This is a genomic window from Streptomyces tyrfis (genome assembly GCF_037034285.1).
In the GTDB taxonomy this organism is placed as follows: Bacteria; Actinomycetota; Actinomycetes; order Streptomycetales; family Streptomycetaceae; genus Streptomyces.
In genome coordinates, this window is sequence record NZ_JBAGJZ010000049.1 from 24,195 (window position 1) to 42,648 (window position 18,454).

Genomic DNA, 18,454 nt, shown 5'->3' on the forward strand with positions numbered 1-18,454 from the left:
GGCGGGTGGTCCGCGGCGGTGCGGGCCCTGTCGGTCCCGGCGGACCGAGACCTCGCCCGCTGAGCGACGATCCGCACCGAGGTCATCCGCCCACGACCGGCGTGAGCGCGCTGAACCGACGTACGCCTGGTCCGGGGGCAGCGCATGGAGCGTCTCCGTGAAGTGCCGTGGCAGCTGGGTGCGCGCCTCTGCCTGTGTTCTCGCCGTCCTCGCCCTCATAGGATGCCCGCGGTCGAGCGAGAGAGGGGGCTCCCATGGGTGAAGTGCCGCGCGCGCGTGAGGAGTTGGACCGGCTCGGGCGTACCCTGCGTGCGCAGCTCGTCGAGCTGATCAACGACCTGACCCCCGGCGCCGACCTCCGCCTCCTCTTCCTCGATGAGCCGAACGTCGCCGACTGGCACGAGCCTTTGCGCTACGGCTACTCGGCCGTGTTCCGCGGGGAACGCCCCGGAGGGGTCGGCGCCGCCGACGTCGCCGCCAGGGCGGCCGGCCTGTTCAGCCCGGCCGACTGGAGCATCGCGGGGCCGGAGGAGGAGATCGACGGCACGAAACACGCGTACGTCCTCACCGCCCGCCGTTCCGACGGCACTCGCGTCGAAGTCCGCACGGGCGACCACACCTCGGCCGTGCTCTACAGCGGGCAGACCCCCGCCCTGGCCCTGCGCGAGCCGGAGGAGTTCCAGTGGCCGGAGCCGGTCCGGACGCCCGGGACCGTCACGCCCGGCTGGGTGCTCTGCTACGAGTGCGACGGCCTCGGCGCCTGCCATGGCTGCGGTGGACGCGGCTGGGTGCCCAGCGAGCCCCATGGGCGCGGTAACTGCCGCCAGTGCGGCGGGCGGCGCGTCTGCCCCATCTGCCGGGGCGCGGGCGAGCTGGCCGTCTCCCAGCTGTCGCCGTACCAGCTGACCCACTACCCCGGACTGAGCCGGTAGCCGCCGTGACCTGCCTGTTCGTCCCACACCTTGATCCGGCCCGCCGGAGGCTCACCCGGCGGGCCGGGGCGGGAGGGGTCAGAGTGGCGGCAGGGACTTCAGTTCCTCGCTGATCAGCAGATCGGGGTCGAATCCCATCCCGGCGAAGTGACCGGCGAGTTCGAGCGAGAGCACCCCGTGCAGGCGGGTCCAGAAGGACAGGGCGCGATGGAGCGCCGCGGTCGTTTCCGGACGGCCGCCGGCCCACTCGCGGCGGTTCTCCGGATGGGCGTGGAAGGGCGTCGCCCGACTGTCCGCCGACCGCGCGTCGCGGGGCGTCGTCGGGCCGTCGTGCGCCGCCCGCGCCCCGCAGGCTTCGAGGAGCACCGCCATGACCTCGTCGGAGATCGCGGTGATGTCGTCGGGCGCGTGATAGCCGGGGACGGGCGTGCCGTAGACGAGGAAGTAACGCTGCGGGTCGCTGCGGGCCCACTCCCCGATGACGCCGGCCAGTCCCGCCAGGTCGGCCCCGGCGTCGAACGCCGTCCGGACGGTGTCGGCGAGGCTCCGGTAGGCGTCGCGGACGAGCGCGGTGATCAACTCGTCGCGGCCGGCGAAGTACCGGTACAGCGCGGGACCGCTCATGCCCATCCGCTTGGCGATGGCGTTGAGCGACAGCGCGGCCACTCCCGCCGCGGCGATCTGCTCCCACGCGTGCTGCTTGATCTCCGCGCGCACCTGAGCCCGGTAGCGCTCCCGCGGGCTCTGTCCGCCCGCGCCCGGATCCGTCATCAGCTGCCCCTTCCCGGCCGACGACCGTGACACCACCGAAGTCTAGCTAGAGGGTCTCACCTTTCCTATTGACGCTCACACAGGAGTGGTTATAGCTTCTAACGAAAGGGAGGGGTAATAACTTTCGAGGGGCGCAGGCTCCGCCGCCGACGTGCGGCCCCTCCCCCGCAGTGACCGAGGAACGAGAAAGAGGAGAAGAGGAGAAGAGTCATGGCCGACATCCACCACCCGTCCGCCTCACCGAACGCGTGGGCCCTCACCGGCTCCCCGCGGCCCTCCGGCCGCCGGTCCGGGGCGCGCGCCGCACTGCTCGCGCTCTCGCTGGCCGCCGCCGGGCTCCTCGGCACCGCCGCCGCACCGGCCCATGCCGCCCCTTCCGTACGGAACACGTCGTCCGGCGCCACCACGCCTCACGGTGCGGTGACCTGCCGGGGCGAGGGCATCGACCCCACGGCCCAGCTCCACCACCGGACCGAGATCTTCGTCAAGGCGCCGCTGAGCACCGTGTGGAAGGTGCAGACCGACGTCGAGGGCTGGCCCGCCTGGCAGGCGTCCGTCACCTCCATGAAACGACTGGACCCGGGACCGCTGCGGGAGGGTTCGCGGTTCCGGTGGACCACCCCGGCGCCCCCGACGCCCACGACGCCCGCCACCACCCTCGTCATCACCTCCTCCGTCCAGCAGGTCCAGCACAACCGGTGCATCCGCTGGAGGGGACCCGCCATCGGCGACGGACTCCGCATCGACGAGGGCGTCCACGTCTGGAACTTCATCGAGGTCGAGGGGGGCGTCCTCGTCCGCACCGAGGAGAGCTGGACCGGCGAGCAGATCGAGGCCGACCCGGCCACCTCCCTCAGCTACCTCGCGCCGGGGCTCGACGCCTGGCTCGCCGACCTCAAGGCCGCCGCCGAGGCCCGTCACTGCCCCCGCCCCCGCTGAGCGGGCGGCCGGGCAGGGGCCTGCGTGTCCGTAGAAGTGCCTAGGTTCCCCGTCCAATGCGTCCGCCCCCCGTCGAACGGCTCGCGCGCTTCCTCGTGCGCCTCGCCGACGGCGCGTACCGGGATCTCAGCCGGCTGTGGCTCAAGGCGTGGCACCTCGGCAGGTTCAAGCCCGCACTGGCCTCGGCGGTGAGCGCCCAGGGGTCGGCGACCCGGACCGCCCTCGCGGACCTCGTCGAGGAGGACCGGCGGGCCGGGGAGTTCACGACCGGCGACGCGCTCGGCGCGACCCTGCACATCCTGGTCACCGTCGACGGCCTCGGCGCCTACGCCGACGACGACGGCCAGGTGGACCATCCGGCGCTGGGGGACATGGCGATCACCACGGCGGAACGCCTGCTCGGTCTCGACGCGGGCGCCCTCCGCGCCCGCGCCTGACGCCCCCGGCCCCGGCGGCGCCCGTCGCCCCGGGCCGGAGGACGGCCGGGGCGTCGGCCGGCGCGCCGCCGCGACGGCGGTCGCGGTTCGATCAACTTCCGTCCCATCACGCCGACTTGTGAAGACTTGCGGACCGTGAGAGCGCTCTCAGACACAACTCTTGACGCCCCTGTCCGCCCGCCGCGACAGTGGTGCACACCGCGGTCACCGGCGCCCCCTCGCGCACGACCGGCCCGCCCGCGGCCTCCCACACCCCCCACACCCCCACACCCCCCACACCTCGGGAGTCCTCTCGTGATCTCGCGCAGAACGTTCCTGACGCGCTCCGCCGCCGTCTCCGCGTCCGCCCTCGCCTGCTCCGTCTGGGGCGGCGGCCTGGGCCCCGGCGCCGCGGCCGCCCCGGCGACCTGTGAACTCGCCCTGGAAAACCGGTCGTTGCCGGGCCGGGTGAACGCCTATGTCACCGGGCACGAGCAGGGCACCGGCCGCTGGACGCTGCTGCGCCCCGACGGCGGCGTCTACCACCCCGACTCCCCCGCCGCCCCGCAGACGCCGCTGCCCGTGGACTGCGCGATCCCGCTGAACGCGGCGGGCGGCCCGCCCGTCGTGCTGACGCTCCCTCAAATGCTTGGGGCACGCGTCTACTTCGTCCGCGACGACACCCTGACCTTCTACCTCAACCCCGGCCCGGCCCTGGTGGAACCGGCGTTCGCGACGCCGACGGACCCCAACTACGGGCGGATCTGGTCCTTCTGCGAGTTCACCTTCGACCCGCAGCAGCTGTACGCGAACATCAGCTACGTCGACCTGGTCACCGCCCTGCCCATCGGGCTGACCCTGGAGGGCGACGCGACGCACACCGTGGCCCCGCTCCCGGACGGGGCCGTGCAGCGGATCGCGGACGACCTCACCGCCCAGGCCGCGGCGGACGGGCAGCCCTGGGACAAGCTGGTGATCCGCGGCGCGGACGGCGGCGTGCTGCGGGCGATCTCGCCGCAGAACCTGATGGCCCCGTACTTCGACCGGCCGGACGAGATGCCGTTCCGCGACGCGTTCACGGCGTATATCGACCAGGTCTGGGAGAAGTACCGCGCCACCGGTCTGCGGATCGACCTCCAGGGCGGGCGGGGCGTCCGGACCGGCCGGGTCGACGGCGACGTGCTGACGTTCGACGGCGGCCACGCCTTCGCCAAGCCGGTCTCCCGGGACGTCTTCACCTGCGACCACGGGCCGTTCGCCAACAACCCGGCCGACCCGGACGACAAGAAGGCGCTGCTGGCCCGGCTCGCGGCCGGCTTCAACCGCTCCCTGATGCTCACCCACCCGGACCAGCCCGACGGCATCCCGGCGGCGGACTACTACCGGGGCGCCGTCACGAACCACTGGGCGCGCGTCGTCCACGCCCACAGCCCGATCGGCTACGCCTTCCCCTACGACGACGTGCGCCCCGACGGCGAACCGGACGTCTCGGGCGCCGCCAACGACGGGAACCCGCGCCGCTTCACGGTGAGCGTGGGCGCCTGAGCCCGCCGCCGGACCGAAGGGGCGGGCGGCGCGGCCGGCGGCGTCAGCGGGAGAACCGTTCGACCAGTCTCCGCAACGTCCCGAAGGCGGGCTTGGGCGCGTAGTCGTCGGCGGTGAGCCCGAACCGGTGGAACAGGTCCGGGTTCGCGCTGTCGGCGTCGCGCAGCGCGAAGTGCGTGTAGCCGCTCAGGCGGAGCTCCTTCGCGTGCGCGGCGACGACGCGGACCACGGTGTCGACGACCTCGGCCTGCCGCCGGGGCGAGCGGCCCGGACCCGTGGGCCAGCCGTGCTCGGTGATGTGCAGCGGAAGGCGGCCCAGGCCCGCCGGGGTCAGGACCGCCTCGCGGTGGTGGCGCAGCAGTCCTTCGACGGCGGCGGGCAGTTCGGCGGCGGGGACGGGGCGGAACACGTCCGGGAAGAAGTCCAGCCCCACGTAGTCGAGTCCGGCGGTGAACTCGGGGCCGCCCAGGTCGGTGTGCCCGGCGACGAAGCCGGCGGCGGGTCCGAAGAGGGGCGTGGTGTTGAAGCCGACCCGCAGACGCGTGTGTCCGAGTTCGCGCGCCCGCGCCCCGGCGGCGGCCACGCCCCGGACGATCGCCTCGCGCACGCCCGGGTAGTGGCCGTCCAGCACGGGGTTCGACGTGACGTTCGGCTCCTCCGTCACCTGGAGCGTGTCGGTGACCGGGCCGTACCGCTCGACCAGTTCGCGCAGGAAGCGGCAGTAGCCGTCCACGTCCCCGGCGGTCGAGCGGTACTGGGCCACCAGGTCCAGGCGGCGGCCCCGCACGGCGTACCGCTCCGCGTCGGCGGGCGTGTCCGTCGGGTGCGGGCCGCCGGGCGGGGTGTCGTCGCCGAAGCTCGTGTAGGCGCGCACCAGGAACGGGCGTCCGGCCCGCCCCTGGAGCAGGTCGAGGGCGCGGGACACGCGGGCGGGGTCGTCGGGCGGGCCCCCCGCCAGTCCCCCGGCGTCGTCCCCGGCGACCGAGCCCGGGTAGATCCCGAAGAGCAGCCCCTCTGGGGCGGCGGGCGTCACGCGTTCTCCCCCGCTTCGCTCTCCCGCCCGGCTCCGGCCCCCGCCGCCGGGGGCTCGGGCCAGACCAGCCTTCCGGCGCGGATGTCGTCGACGACCGTGTCGATCCAGGCCAGTTCGGCGCGGGCCAGGCCCAGCGCGTACTCCGCCTCGATGACGTGCAGCCGGGGCACGCCCGCCGCCAGCGCCTCCGCGAGGCGTTCCCCGTCCGCCGCCGTGCGTCGCCCGAGGCGCCGGGACCGTTCCGTCAGGGCCTCGACGGCCCCCTCCGGGCCCAGCGCGCCGAGGTAGCTGACGGCGCCCAGGAACTGGGAGAACTCCCTTTCGGGCGTACGGATCTGCTCGTCCAGCCGCCGTACGAGCTCCGCGCGCCCCGCGTCCGTGAGCGCGTACACGGTGCGCTCCGGGCGGTTGCCCGAGCGCTGCCGGTCCTGAGCCGCCACCCATCCGGCCTCCGCCAGGGCGGCGACGGTGTTGTAGAGCGTGCCGCGCGTGACGGCGGCCGCGTGGTTGTCGCTGCGTCTCCGCAGCTCGGAGAGCATCTGGTAGGGGTGCGAGCACTGCTCCAGGAGCAGCCCCAGCACCGCGAGCACGATCGGGTTGTCGAGTGCGCGACGAGGCATGGTCGAAATCTATCAGTCCAAATAGACTATGGGGCGTCACCGACGGCGCCCCACGCACGGAATCGGCCGCCCCCTGGAGGGAACGGGAGTGGTAAAGAGTCTGGGCATGGAGTTCTTCTGCTACCACCGCGACCGTCCCGGTTCCGCGGCGCTCCGCCACGCACTGCTGGAGGAGCACTTGTGCTACATGGACCGATACGAGAAGGAGATGACCGCCCGCGGCCCCACGCTCGCGGACGACGGCGTCACCCCCACGGGCAGCGTGCACATCCTCGACCTGCCGGATCCCGGCGCGGCACGCGCGTTCGCGTTCGACGAGCCCGGCTACCAGGCCGGGGCGTACCGGGACGTGCTGCTGCGCCGCTGGCGCAACGAACTGGGCCGCAGCATGTGGGAGTTCCCCGGCGGCCGGGCCGGCGGCAGCCGGTATCTGGTGATCGGCCTCGGCGCGGAACCGGGCGCGGGCCCCGACAGCCCTGACGGGCGGGACGAGTTGATCGCGTACGGGCCGCTGCTGTCCGACGACGGCGCGGTCTGGCTCGGTACGGCCGCACTGGTCCGGGCGCCGGACCGGGACACGGCCCGTGCCGTGCTGACCCCGGGGCTGTACGCCGATGTCGAGGTCCACAACTGGCGGTTCGGGGGACGGCCCGTCACCGGCTGAGGCCTCCCGGGCCGCGGGGCCGCCAGGCCGCCGGGCCACCGGCCCGCCGCCGGGCGCGGAACAGGGGCGCGCCCGGCGGTGAGCGGCGTGCGGTGTGCGGTGAGCGGCGTGCGGTCGTGCGATGGGCTCCGGGCGTGACCGGTCAGCGGCCGCCGCGGTCGCGGTCCGGTCGACGCGCGGTCAGCAGCCGCCGCAGTTGTAGTACGTCACGTCCCAGTGGTTGCCCTCGTCGGCGTAGACGTTGCCCGAGCCGGACTTGTACTGGGGAGCGCCGTCACCGCGCAGCCCTATGTAGGTGAAGACGTTGTGGACGTAGTTGGTCAGGCAGGTCGACTTGGCGAAGTCGAGCTTGTAGCCGTTCCAGTGCGAGTAGGTGCCGCCGGCGTGCCCGGTCTCGGTGCCGCCGGTGATGTTCAGCGCGCAGCCCGTGGCGCCCTTGAGGGTCTGGGCGCCCTGGGCGGTCTCCAGGTTGAGCTGGTCGAACGAGGTGCAGGTGGAGACGTTGCGGTCGGAGCAGCCGCCGGAGGACGACCAGGTGACTCCGGAGGAGTTGAACCGGGCGGTGGCCTGGGCGTGCGTGAGCTTGGTGGCGGCCTGAGCCTCGGTGGCGGCGCCGCCGAGCACGCCGACTCCGGGGGCGAAGAGGACGCCCAGGACGAGGGCGAGGGCGGTCAGGACGGGGCGCAGTGTCATTCGGGACACCATGGGGGGACTCCTCCTGGTCATGACAAACAACGGGCAGGGAGATAGTGCCCGAACTTCTACGCGCGTCGCCAGAGGCCGGACGACATGACGCGCGATGGACACCCCCCCGTACCCGCACCCCGCCCCCGGCGCGTCGCGCCACCCTTATGTTGAAACTTGAACTAGATAGCGCTACAGTCGTTCTCGTTGAAGGTTAAACAACCTCGATCGCCGCCCGATCACGTCCCCCGAGGAGAACGTCATGGCCCTGTTCGGCCGCAAGAAGAACGACACCGCGTCCGCCACCGCCGTCGCCGAGGTCGACCCGGCCCTGGCCGCCCTGACCGGCGAGTACACGATCGACCCGGCGCACAGCAGCATCGGCTTCACCGTGCGGCACGCCATGGTCACCAATGTGCGCGGCAGCTTCGGCGAGTACGAGGGCAAGCTGCGGCTCGACGGCCACAACCCCGCGCACTCCACCGCCTCGATCGACGTCAGGATCGCCAGCGTCGACACCGGCATCGCGGACCGCGACGGCCACCTGGTCAGCGGCGACTTCTTCGACGCCGAGAAGTTCCCGCTGATGACGTTCCGCTCCACGCACGCCGAGCAGCTCGGCGGCGACAAGTACCGCATCACCGGCGACCTCACGATCAAGGACGTCACGCGTCCGCTCGCCATCGACCTGGAGTTCAACGGCTCCGCCACCGACGTCTACGGCAACGAGCGCGTCGGCTTCGAGGGCGGCACGGACATCCTGCGCTCGGACTGGGGCCTGACCTGGAACGCGGCACTGGAGACCGGCGGCGTGATGGTCAGCGACAAGGTCAAGCTGACCTTCGACATCTCCGCGATCAAGTCCGCCGCCCAGAGCTGACACCCCGGACTCCTCCCCCTTCGTCTCCCGCCCGCCCGGCCGGAGCACGAACCCGAGCGCGCCCGTCTTCCCCCTCCCCCGCCAGGGACGGAAGGCGGGCGCTCGGCGTTCGCGCCCGGAGGCGCCGGGGTCCGGGCCGGCCCCGTCCGGCCGGTCACCGCCGTCCCCGCTCCCCCGCTCCCCCGCCGTCCGCGCCGCCGTCGCCTCGGCCGCCGCCGCCGACGGCGCCCTCGTCGTCCTCGTCGCCGCCGTCCCGGCCGCCTTCTCCGGGCGGTTCGGGTCCGGACGGGCCAGGGCCGGACGGGTCGGGCGGTCCGAGTTCGGGGAGTTCGAGCCCGGGCAGCTCGGGCCCGGTGGGTTCGCCGACCGTCTGCTCGGACCAGATCACCTTGCCCGTCTCCGTGTAACGAGTGCCCCAGCGTTCGGCGATCTGGGCGACGAGGAACAGGCCCCGGCCGCCCTCGTCGGTGCTCGCCGCGTAGCGCAGGTGCGGCGAGGTGTTGCTGGTGTCGGACACCTCGCAGATCAGGCTGCGGTCGTACAGGAGGCGGACCTCGATCGGTCCGGTGCCGTAGCGCACCGCGTTGGTGACGAGCTCGCTGAGGATCAGCTCGGTGGTGAACGCCTCCTCGTCCAGGCCCCGGTCCGTGAGCCACGCGGCCACGTTCTTGCGGACCCCGGCCACCGCCGCCGGGTCGGTGGCCACGTTCCACTGCGCGACCTGGTCGGGATCGAGGGTGCGGGTGCGGGCCACGAGCAGGGCGACGTCGTCGGTGGGCGGATCGGGCAGCATCGCGTCGAGCACGTCGTCGCAGGTCTCCTCCGGGGTACGGTCGGGCCGCCCCGCCAGGGCGCCGCGCAGCAGAGCGAGCCCGGCGTCAATGTCCCGGTCGCGGCGTTCGACCAGGCCGTCCGTGAAGAGGACCAGGCGGCTCCCCTCGGGCACCTGGAACTCGGCCGCCTCGAAGGGCATGCCGCCGATGCCCAGGGGCAGGCCCGCCGGGGCCTCCGGGAACTCGACGGTGCCGTCCGGGAGGACCAGCGCGGGGCCGGGGTGCCCGGCCCGGGCCACCGAGCAGTTCCCCGACACCGCGTCGTAGATCGCGTACAGGCAGGTCACGCCGCTGATCTCGGCGCCGCCGTCGCCGGCCGCCTCGGCCTGGTCGGTGCGGCTGACGACCTCGTCCAGGTGTCCGAGGAGTTCGTCGGGGGCCAGGTCCAGGGCGGAGAAGTTGTGGATGCTGGTGCGCAGCCGGCCCATGGTGGCGGCGGCGTGCAGGCCGTGCCCGACCACGTCCCCGACGACCAGCGCGACCCGCGCGCCGGGCAGCGGGATCACGTCGAACCAGTCGCCGCCCACCTCGGCCCGCGCCGGCAGATAGCGGAAGGCGACGTCGAGGGCGTTCTGCTCGGGCAGGCCGCGCGGCAGCAGACTTCGTTGCAGCGTCACGGCCATCTCGTGCTCGCGGGTGTACCGGCGGGCGTTGTCCACGTTGACCGCCGCCCGGGAGACCAGCTCCTCCGCGAAGTCCAGATCGTCGTCGTCGAACGGCTCGGAGCCGTCCGCACGCCAGAAGTTCGCCAGGCCCAGCACGACGCCCCGCGCGTGCATCGGGACGGAGAGCACCGAGTGGAAGCCGTAGCCGAGTATGGCCACCCCCCGCTCCGGGTCCCAGTTGCGCCATCCCAGCCGGGCGATCGTCTCGGGACCCAGCCCGGACTCCGTGATGTCCACGCGCATGGCGGTGGTCCTGGTGGGCAGCAGGCCGACGTCCCTGCCCACCGGGTACAGCGGCTGGTCCGGGTCCGTGGCGGCGATGGCGGTGCGGCGCATGTCGAGCGAGCCGGCGTGGGCGGCGTCGGGCTCCTCCCCGGGCGGCGCCGGTTCCGCCAGGTCGACGGTGGTGGCGTCGGCGAAGCCGGGGGTCGCCACGTCGGCCAGCTCCTGCGCCGTCCGGGTGACGTCGAGCGTGGTGCCGATCCGGGCGCCCGCCTCGTAGAGCAGCAGCAGCCGTTCGTTGACGAAGTCGGCGCGGCCGGTGATGGCGCTCAGCTCGGTGGTGTCGCGCAGGGTCACCACGGTGCCGGGCGGGCCGCCGTGCGCGTCGGTGTGCCGGAGGTTGACGGCCAGCAGCCGGTTGCCGCTGCGCAGCACCTCGTCCGTGACGGTGTCGCGGGAGGAGAGCAGCGCGGTCGCCTCCGGGTCCAGCCCCAGGTCCGCGACGGCTCTGCCCTCGGCGTCCGGGGGCAGGTCGAGCAGCCTGCGGGCCTCGTCGTTGACCAGGGTCAGCCGCTGGTCGGCGCCGACGATGAGGACCCCCTCGCGGACCGCGTGCAGCACCGCGTGGTGGTGTTCGTACATCCGGGTCATCTCATCGGGGCCGAGCCCGTGCGTCTGGCGGCGCAGCCGTCGGCTGACGAGCGCCGCGCCGGCCGCGGTGAGCGCGGCGGCGACGAGCGCGGCGGCGGCCGCGAGCGGGATCGAGCGGTCGGCCACGCTGGCCACCGTTCTGTCGGTGAGCCCCACGGACACCATGCCGACGAGCGCGCCGTCGGGGCGGGTGACGGGCACCACCGAGTCGATCGCGGGTCCCCGCCGGTCGGCCACCGTCCGGGTGACGCTCCGGCCGTTCACCGCCGTCTCGTGCGGGACGGCGACGCGGGTGCCGATCTTCGCGGGATCGGGGTCGGTGTAACGGACGCCGCCGGGGCTCAGCACCACCACGAAGTCGACGTGGGCGGCGCGGCGGATCTCCTCCGTACGCGGCTGGAGGATCGCGGTGGGATCCTTGCTGCTCAGCGCCGCCACCAGGCCCGGTGCGTAGGAGAACGTCCGGGCGACGCTCAGGGTGCGTGTGCGGGCCTCCTCCAGACTGGCCTGGCGGCCCTGCGCGACCATCGCGAAGGCGCCCGCGGCGACGAGCAGGAGCACCAGCGCGAGCACGAGGCAGAAGACCTGGCCGGCCAGGGTGCGCACCCGGAACAGGGAACGCAGCTCATGGAGCGGGGAGCGGTCCGTCGTGCCCCGGCCGGGCCCCGCGGACGCGGCGGGCCCCGGGCGCCTCTCCTCGTGCTGATCCGGCCGCCGGACGGAGCGTCGCAGCCTCGCCCGGAATCGACCGATACCAGACATAGGTTCAGGTCTAGCACGAATCATGGCCACCCGAGAGATCGTCTGCCCGGGAGCACGTCCGTCCGGGATGCCCTTTCCGGGCCGGGAGAGCGCCGGTCCATGAGGCCGTCGACCGCGAGACCGCCGGGCCGGGAGAGCGCCGCGCCGGAAGGCCAGTGGTCCATGAGACCGCCGGGCCGGGTCTCAGAATCCTCCGCCGTCGAATCCGCCACCGCCGCCTCCGAAGCCCCCGCCGTCGAAGCCCCCGCCGTCGGAGCCGGGCGGGCCGAACCCCGTGGAGTCGAAGCCCGAGGGGTCGAAGTCGGAGCCGGAGAAGTCCCCGCCGTCCCAGCCGCCGAAGTCGCCGCCGCCGTACTCCGCCGCGTACGCCGGGCTGGCGAGCAGGGAGCCGAGCATGGTGCCGGCCAGCAGGCCGGGGAGCATGCCGCCGCCGAAGTAGCCGCCCGCCCAGGGGCCGTAGGCCGGGCCCGCCTCCCAGTACGGACGGCGGCGGCCGTCGTCGGTGCGGACGGTGCGGCTCAGCGGTTCCTCGCCCTCGCGCAGCCGGAGCTCGTCCGCCGCGCAGACCGGGACGTCACGGGCCGCGCCGCCGGACGGGGACCAGCGGACGTCGGCGACCGAGGGGCCGTGGCGCGGGTCGAAGAAGCACGGCGGGCGGCGGACCGGCGGCTGCGCGCCGGTGCGGCGGGCCTCCAGCACGGCGAGCGAGAAGCGGCCGTCCTCCAGCGCCTGGGTCACCGCGCGCACGTCCGAGGGGCGGCGGGACCCGGCCATGCGGGACTTGGCGGTCTCGTAGGAGTCGAGGGCCCGTTCGTAGTCGGCGCGCATGGCGTCGTCGGCGCCGGCCTCGGCGGGGTGGAAGTCGAGCCGCTCCAGGGTCTCGCCGTACGCGGTGATGTCCTCGTCGACGACCACCCGGAGCTTGTCGAGGGCGGCCCGCTCCTCCTCCGCCCGGCGCCTGCGGTTGCGCCGCGCGACCGCGTAGGCGGTGCCGCCGCCCAGCACCAGGACCGCGCCCAGCGCCACCAGTCCGGCAGTGGGCGTCCCGCCCCGCCCGGCGGAGCCGCCCCAGGAGGCGGGGGCGCTGCCCCGGGCCTGTCCGAGGGCCTGGTCGACGAAGGCGTTCAGCTGGGTCGCGGCGTCGGTGTCCGTGCCGGGCGCCTTCACGGCGGCGGTGAGGTTGCGGACCGCCCGGGTGGGCATGACCTGCGGGTCGGCGCCCGCGGCGAACCCGTCGCCGAGGCGGACCGCGTAGACGCCGGTGATGCCGGTGTCGGTGCGCAGGGTGGCCAGCAGGGTCTGTTCCGGGAATGCCGGGGTCCGGGGCAGCACCGCCACGAACACCGGCTTGTCGGCGTTCTTGATCTTCTTCGCCAGGGCGGCCGCTCCGGCCGGGGAGAGCTGGTCGGCGGCGGCGGGATCGACGTAGACCGGGTTCCTGCGCAGCGCCCGCGCGACGTCCTCGACGGTCGTGGCGCCGACGGCCCGGGACACGGTGGCCGGGCCCGCCCCGGCCGGTACGGCCGGGGCGGTCATCCCCTGTGCCGAGGCGGGCAGCGCCGCCGTCAGCGCCAGCAGCAGGCCGGCCAACCAGATCGGGAACATCCTGTTCCGCATACTTCGACGCTAACCCGGACGGGCCATCGGCGCGCCGCCGAGCCGCGCCGAGCGTCTGAGCCGTGCCGCCGGTGCGCGCCGCGCTCCCGACGCGCCCGCGGGTGCGCGGCGGGTGCGCGGCGGGTGCGCGGACTACTCCGTGGGCTCGGTCCCGGCGCGCAGCAGCCCGTACGTGTACGCGTCCTCCAGCGCCTGCCAGGACGCCGCGATGACGTTCTCCGCCACGCCGACGGTCGACCACTCGCCGTTGCCGTCGCTGGTGGTGATGAGGACGCGGGTGGTGGACTCGGTGCCGGTGCGGCCTTCGAGGATGCGGACCTTGTAGTCGGTCAGTTCCAGCTTGGCCAGCTGCGGGTGGATGCGCTCCAGCGCGACGCGCAGCGCCCGGTCGAGCGCGTTGACCGGGCCGTTGCCCTCCGCGGTGGCGACGATCCGCTCGCCGTTGGCCCAGAGCTTCACGGTCGCCTCGTTGGCGTGCGTGCCGTCCGGGCGGTTCTCGACGATGGCGCGCCAGGACTCGGTGCGGAAGTAGCCGCGGCGGCGGCCCTCGACCTCGGCGCGCAGCAGCAGTTCGAAGGAGGCGTCGGCGGCCTCGTAGGTGTAGCCCTTCAGCTCGCGTTCCTTGACGCGTTCGACCACCCGGCCGACGAGTGCGCGGTCGCCGCCGAGGTCGATGCCGAGCTCCTTGCCCTTGAGCTCGATGGAGGCGCGGCCCGCCATGTCGGAGACCAGCATCCGCATGGTGTTGCCGACCAGCGCGGGGTCGATGTGCTGGTACAGGTCCGGGTCGACCTTGATCGCGGAGGCGTGCAGCCCGGCCTTGTGGGCGAAGGCGGAGACGCCGACGTAGGGCTGGTGGGTGGACGGGGTGAGGTTGACGACCTCGGCGATCGCGTGCGAGACGCGGGTCATGTCGGCGAGCGCGCCCTCGGGCAGGACGGTCTTGCCGTACTTGAGCTCCAGGGCGGCGACGACGGGGAAGAGGTTGGCGTTGCCGACGCGCTCGCCGTAGCCGTTGGCGGTGCACTGGACGTGGGTGGCGCCCGCGTCGACGGCGGCCAGGGTGTTGGCGACGGCGCAGCCGGTGTCGTCCTGGGCGTGGATGCCGAGCCGGGCGCCGGTGTCGGCCAGCACGGTGGCGACGACGGCCTGGACCTGGGCGGGGAGCATGCCGCCGTTGGTGTCGCAGAGGATGACGACGTCGGCGCCGGCCTCGGCGGCGGCGCGGACCACGGACTTGGCGTACTCGGGGTTGGCGCGGTAGCCGTCGAAGAAGTGCTCGCAGTCCACGAACACCCGGCGGCCCTGTTCGCGCAGGTGGGAGACGGTGTCGCGGACCATCTCCAGGTTCTCTTCGAGGGTGGTGCGCAGGGCGAGTTCCACGTGGCGGTCGTGGGACTTGGCCACCAGGGTGATCACCTGGGCCCCGGAGTCCAGCAGCGCCTTGACCTGCGGGTCCTCGGCGGCCCTGCCGCCCGGTCTGCGGGTCGCGCCGAAGGCGACCAGCTGGGCGTTGCGGAATTCGATCTCCTGCCGGGCGCGGGCGAAGAACTCGGTGTCACGGGGGTTGGCGCCCGGCCAGCCGCCCTCGATGAAGCCCACGCCGAAGTCGTCCAGGTGCCGGGCGATCGTGAGCTTGTCCGCGACCGTCAGGTTGATGCCTTCACGCTGTGCCCCGTCGCGCAGCGTGGTGTCGAAGACATGGAAGCTGTCGTCGGTGGCCTTGGCCTTGGTGGTCATGCTGGTCTGACTCCTGTCGGATGAGTGGATCCGGGCGATCTGGCTCCACTTGCCCCCATCATCCCGCGCGCCTCTCTCCGCCCGTGGTGAGGGCCGGAAAACGAAAAAACCCCTCGCGGGTGCGAGAGGTCTGCGCGCGGGTCTGGGGCACGGTGGCCGCGCCGCACGGGGTGGTGCGGGGCGGTCACTGCGGACCGGCGCGCCTGTTGCCAATAATCATGACGAACGAGGGCACGGAAGCAGTGTCGCACAGGGCCGCCTCCGCGCCGTGTCGTGTCTCAGGATGCGGGCGTGACGGTGGTGGGTCCCGATGCTCCGGACGGCTGCGCCCGGCCCGTTTCCGGCCCCCGGGCGCCGATCCGGCCCAGGTCGATGTCGCGGGTCTCCCGCATCGTGAGATAGACCACCAGGGAGACGGCGGCGCAGCCGGCCACGTACCAGGGGAAGCCGGACTCGGCGCCGGCCTTCTTGAACCAGAGCGCCACGTATTCGGCGGTGCCGCCGAAGAGCGCGTTGGCGAGGGCGTACGGGAGCGCGACGCCCAGGGCGCGGACGCCGGTCGGGAAGAGCTCGGCCTTCACACAGGCGTTGATGGAGGTGTAGCCGGTGACGACGACCAGGGCGAGGAGCGCCAGGCCGAAGGCGGGCCAGAAGGTTCCGGCGTGCCGGAGCAGCGTCATGATCGGCACGGTCAGGAAGGTGGAGCCGATCGCGAAGCCGATCAGCAGCGGGCGGCGGCCGATCCGGTCGGAGAGCAGCCCGGCGAGCGGCTGGAGGCACATGAAGACGAGGAGGGCGCAGAAGCTGACGAGCGAGGCGGTGGACTTCGCCATGCCGGCGCTCGTGGAGAGGTACTTGGTGAGGTAGGTGGTGTACGTGTAGTACGCGACGGTGCCGCCCATGGTCAGGGCCATCACCAGGAACGCCTCGCGCCGGTGCCGCCACAGGGCCCTCAGGGTGCCGCGGTCGGCCTGTCCGGCGGCGCCGGACTCGGCGTAGACCTCGGTCTCCAGCATGGAGCGGCGCAGATAGAAGACGACCGCGGCGCCGAGCGCGCCGATGACGAACGGCACGCGCCAGCCCCAGCTGTGCAGGGCGGCCTCGGACATGGTGCGCTGCATGACGATCTGGAGGCCGAGGCCGACGAGTTGGCCGGCGGTCATGGACACGTACTGGAAGCTGGAGGCGAAGCCGCGCCGGCCGGGGGCGGACGCCTCGGTGAGGTAGGTGGCGCTGGCGGCGTACTCGCCCCCGACGGAGAGGCCCTGGAGGAGCCGGGCCAGCAGCAGGACGGCGACCCCGCCGTATCCGGCGGTCCGGTACGTCGGCGCCGCGGCGATGAGGATCGCGGAGGCGGACATCAGGGTGACGGTGAGGGTGAGCGCGGCCTTGCGGCCCCTGCGGTCGCCGATCCGGCCGAGCAGCCAGCCGCCGACCGGTCTCATGAAGAAGCCGACGGCGAAGATGCCCATGGTGTTCATGAGGTTGGCGGTCTCGTTGCCCTCGGGGAAGAACGCGTCCGCGAAGTAGACCGCGAAGGTCGCGTACACGAACCAGTCGAACCACTCGACCATGTTGCCGGCGGAGCCGACCCAGATCTTCTTCCACTGCTCTCGTCCCATGGTCCGTCACCGTGCCCGAACGGCGAGGAGCGCGACAAGGGCGCAACGGGCGGCCGCGCGCCCGCACTGACGTGCGCCTCGTTCACGGCAGCGGGGGCGGCTCCGGGGCCATGACCGACGCGTCGACGAACTCCCTCACCTGGGCGAGGACTTCGCGGCGTCCGGTGCCGGGGAGGCCGACCGCGACATGGACGCTGAACCCGTCGAGCAGGGCGCGCAGCCGGGTGGCGAACCGTTCGGCGTCGACGGCGCGGAACTCTCCGCGCGAGGCCCCCTCCGCCAGCAGCGCCACCAGGTCGCGGTGCCAGGCCCGTTCGATCGCGGCCTGCCGGGCGCGGGCGTCGTCGTCGGCGTTCCGCGAGCGGTTCCACACCTCCAGCCAGAGCGTCCAGTGCGGGTCGTGGTGGCCGTCGGGCAGGTAGAGCTCGATGTACGCGTCGAGCCGGGCCCGGACGTCCCCCTGCCCGGACAGCAGGGCGCGGCGCCGGGCGCCGAGCCGTTCCTCGCTCCACTCCAGGGTCCGCAGCAGCAGTTCGTCCTTGGTGCGGAAGTAGTAGAGGAGGTGTCCGCTGCTCATGCCGACCTCCCGGCCCAGCCCGGCCATGGTGAGGCCGTCGAGGCCGCGTTCGGCGATGGTGGCCATGGCGGCGGCCAGCACCTCCTCGCGGGGCGGGGCGGTGTTGCGGCGGCGTGGGGCGGGAGGCACGGTGCGGACCTTCGGCTCGTGTCGGACGGCGGCCGGGGCCAGGCTCTCAGACCTTCGGCTGCTGCTGGGTGATGCAGTGGATGCCTCCACCGCCGGCGAAGATGGTACGGGCGTCGACGAGGGTCACCGTACGGTCGGGGAACAACGCGCGGAAGATCGCCGCGGCCTCCTCGTCGCGCGGGTCGTCGAAGGCGCAGAGGACCACGCCGCCGTTGCAGAGGTAGTGGTTGATGTAGGAGTAGTCGACCCACTCCCCGTCGGCCTTCAGCACGGTGGGGGCGGGGACCTCCACGACCTCCAGGGGACGGCCCCGGGCGTCGGTGGCGGCGCGCAGCACCCGGACGGTCTCGCGGGTGACCTCGTGGTCGGGGTGGGCCGGGTCCGGCTGGACGTGCGCGACGACGGTGCCGGGGCGGGCGAACGCGGCGACGATGTCGACATGGCCGCGGGTGCCGTAGGGGCCGTAGTCGGCGGTGAGTCCGCGCGGCAGCCAGATGGCCTTCTCGGTGCCGAGCCGGGCGTGGATCTCGGCCTCGGCCCGCTCGCGGGTCCAGCCGGGGTTGCGGCCCTCGTCGAGCTGGACGGTCTCGGTGAGCAGGACCGTGCCCTCGCCGTCGACGTGGATCGCACCGCCCTCGTTGACCAGGGCGGAGCCGTGCACGGGGACGCCGGCGATCCCGGCGACGGAACGGGCGATGTGCCGGTCATGCTCCCAGCGGGCCCAGCTCTGGGCGCCCCAGCCGTTGAACGTCCAGTCCACGGCGGCCAGCCGGCGCCCGTCGGTGACGAAGGTGGGTCCGATGTCGCGCATCCAGGCGTCGTCGAGCGGGCGCGTCTCCAAGTCGACGTCCGGGCCGAGGAGGGCGCGGGCCGCCTCCTCCTGGCCGGGGCCGACGACCATCGTGACGGGCTCGAAGCGGCGGACGGCGCGGGCGACGGCGGCCCAGGCGGCGCGGGCCTCGTCCAGTTCGGCCGCGGTGTCGAAGGTGGGGTTGGGGCCCGGCCAGGCCATCCAGGTGCGTTCGTGCGGGGCCCACTCGGGCGGCATGCGGAAGGTCATCGGGTGTCCTGAGGAGGGTTCGGAGGGGCGGGGACGGTCGGGGGTGAGCGGGGGGTGAGCGGGGCCGGGACCCGGGGGCGCGCGGGCTCCCC

Annotated in this window: 16 protein-coding genes; 6 read left to right on the forward strand and 10 right to left on the reverse strand. The window is 73.6% G+C overall.

Annotated features, from left to right (window positions below; all coding sequences use genetic code 11):
• Window positions 1–254 precede the first annotated feature (254 nt).
• Window positions 255–932 (forward strand): DnaJ-like cysteine-rich domain-containing protein, encoded by a 678-nt coding sequence (locus WA762_RS29050; RefSeq protein ID WP_335939522.1) that lies wholly within the window; start codon window positions 255–257, stop codon window positions 930–932.
• Between the two features lie 78 nt (window positions 933–1,010).
• On the opposite strand, the gene WA762_RS29055 is transcribed toward WA762_RS29050, so the two are convergent.
• The gene (locus tag WA762_RS29055; protein WP_335939577.1) at window positions 1,011–1,703 is read right to left on the reverse strand and encodes a TetR/AcrR family transcriptional regulator; all 693 of its coding nucleotides are present in this window, start codon (window positions 1,701–1,703) and stop codon (window positions 1,011–1,013) included.
• Window positions 1,704–1,913: 210 nt separating this feature from the next.
• On the opposite strand from WA762_RS29055, the gene WA762_RS29060 reads away from it, so the two are divergent.
• From WA762_RS29060 to WA762_RS29070, 3 genes are all read left to right on the forward strand, one after another.
• Window positions 1,914–2,642, forward strand: coding sequence for an SRPBCC family protein (locus tag WA762_RS29060; RefSeq protein ID WP_335939524.1), 729 nt, complete (start codon window positions 1,914–1,916; stop codon window positions 2,640–2,642).
• 56 nt (window positions 2,643–2,698) lie between these two features.
• A complete protein-coding gene (locus WA762_RS29065; protein WP_335939526.1) occupies window positions 2,699–3,079 on the forward strand; it encodes a TetR-type transcription factor C-terminal domain-containing protein in 381 nt (126 codons plus the stop codon).
• A 294-nt stretch (window positions 3,080–3,373) separates the two neighbouring features.
• Window positions 3,374–4,603: a glycoside hydrolase family 64 protein gene (locus WA762_RS29070; RefSeq protein ID WP_335939528.1), complete on the forward strand. Its 1,230-nt coding sequence runs from the start codon at window positions 3,374–3,376 to the stop codon at window positions 4,601–4,603.
• Between the two features lie 43 nt (window positions 4,604–4,646).
• Here WA762_RS29070 and WA762_RS29075 read toward each other — a convergent pair whose 3' ends face one another.
• Both WA762_RS29075 and WA762_RS29080 read right to left on the reverse strand, forming a co-directional pair.
• On the reverse strand, window positions 4,647–5,636 hold the full coding sequence (locus tag WA762_RS29075) for a hypothetical protein (protein ID WP_335939530.1): 990 nt from the start codon (window positions 5,634–5,636) through the stop codon (window positions 4,647–4,649).
• Window positions 5,633–6,256, reverse strand: a complete 624-nt coding sequence (locus WA762_RS29080) for a PadR family transcriptional regulator (protein ID WP_335939532.1) — start codon at window positions 6,254–6,256, stop codon at window positions 5,633–5,635. Before WA762_RS29080 ends, WA762_RS29075 begins: the two co-directional genes overlap by 4 nt.
• A gap of 106 nt (window positions 6,257–6,362) precedes the next feature.
• Here WA762_RS29080 and WA762_RS29085 point away from each other — a divergent pair, with 106 nt between their 5' ends.
• Window positions 6,363–6,920 (forward strand): YciI family protein, encoded by a 558-nt coding sequence (locus WA762_RS29085; RefSeq protein WP_335939580.1) that lies wholly within the window; start codon window positions 6,363–6,365, stop codon window positions 6,918–6,920.
• A gap of 180 nt (window positions 6,921–7,100) precedes the next feature.
• Here the strand turns inward: WA762_RS29085 and WA762_RS29090 are convergent, their stop codons facing one another.
• The gene (locus WA762_RS29090) at window positions 7,101–7,625 is read right to left on the reverse strand and encodes a hypothetical protein (RefSeq protein ID WP_335939533.1); all 525 of its coding nucleotides are present in this window, start codon (window positions 7,623–7,625) and stop codon (window positions 7,101–7,103) included.
• 241 nt (window positions 7,626–7,866) lie between these two features.
• Between WA762_RS29090 and WA762_RS29095 the strand changes: the two genes are divergently transcribed.
• Entirely contained in the window at window positions 7,867–8,484 is a 618-nt protein-coding gene (locus WA762_RS29095) for a YceI family protein (RefSeq protein ID WP_335939535.1), read from the forward strand.
• 154 nt (window positions 8,485–8,638) lie between these two features.
• Here WA762_RS29095 and WA762_RS29100 read toward each other — a convergent pair whose 3' ends face one another.
• The 6 genes from WA762_RS29100 to WA762_RS29125 form a co-directional block, all read right to left on the reverse strand.
• Complete coding sequence (locus WA762_RS29100) at window positions 8,639–11,617, reverse strand: SpoIIE family protein phosphatase (protein WP_335939537.1); 2,979 nt, start codon at window positions 11,615–11,617, stop codon at window positions 8,639–8,641.
• A 183-nt stretch (window positions 11,618–11,800) separates the two neighbouring features.
• Window positions 11,801–13,234, reverse strand: coding sequence for a hypothetical protein (locus WA762_RS29105; protein WP_335939539.1), 1,434 nt, complete (start codon window positions 13,232–13,234; stop codon window positions 11,801–11,803).
• A 132-nt stretch (window positions 13,235–13,366) separates the two neighbouring features.
• Entirely contained in the window at window positions 13,367–14,974 is a 1,608-nt protein-coding gene (gene cimA, locus WA762_RS29110) for a citramalate synthase (protein WP_335939540.1), read from the reverse strand.
• Window positions 14,975–15,252: 278 nt separating this feature from the next.
• On the reverse strand, window positions 15,253–16,596 hold the full coding sequence (locus WA762_RS29115) for an MFS transporter (protein WP_335939542.1): 1,344 nt from the start codon (window positions 16,594–16,596) through the stop codon (window positions 15,253–15,255).
• Window positions 16,597–16,678: 82 nt separating this feature from the next.
• Window positions 16,679–17,302 (reverse strand): TetR/AcrR family transcriptional regulator, encoded by a 624-nt coding sequence (locus tag WA762_RS29120; RefSeq protein WP_335939544.1) that lies wholly within the window; start codon window positions 17,300–17,302, stop codon window positions 16,679–16,681.
• Between the two features lie 46 nt (window positions 17,303–17,348).
• Window positions 17,349–18,362, reverse strand: coding sequence for an agmatine deiminase family protein (locus WA762_RS29125; RefSeq protein WP_335939546.1), 1,014 nt, complete (start codon window positions 18,360–18,362; stop codon window positions 17,349–17,351).
• Window positions 18,363–18,454: the final 92 nt, after the last annotated feature.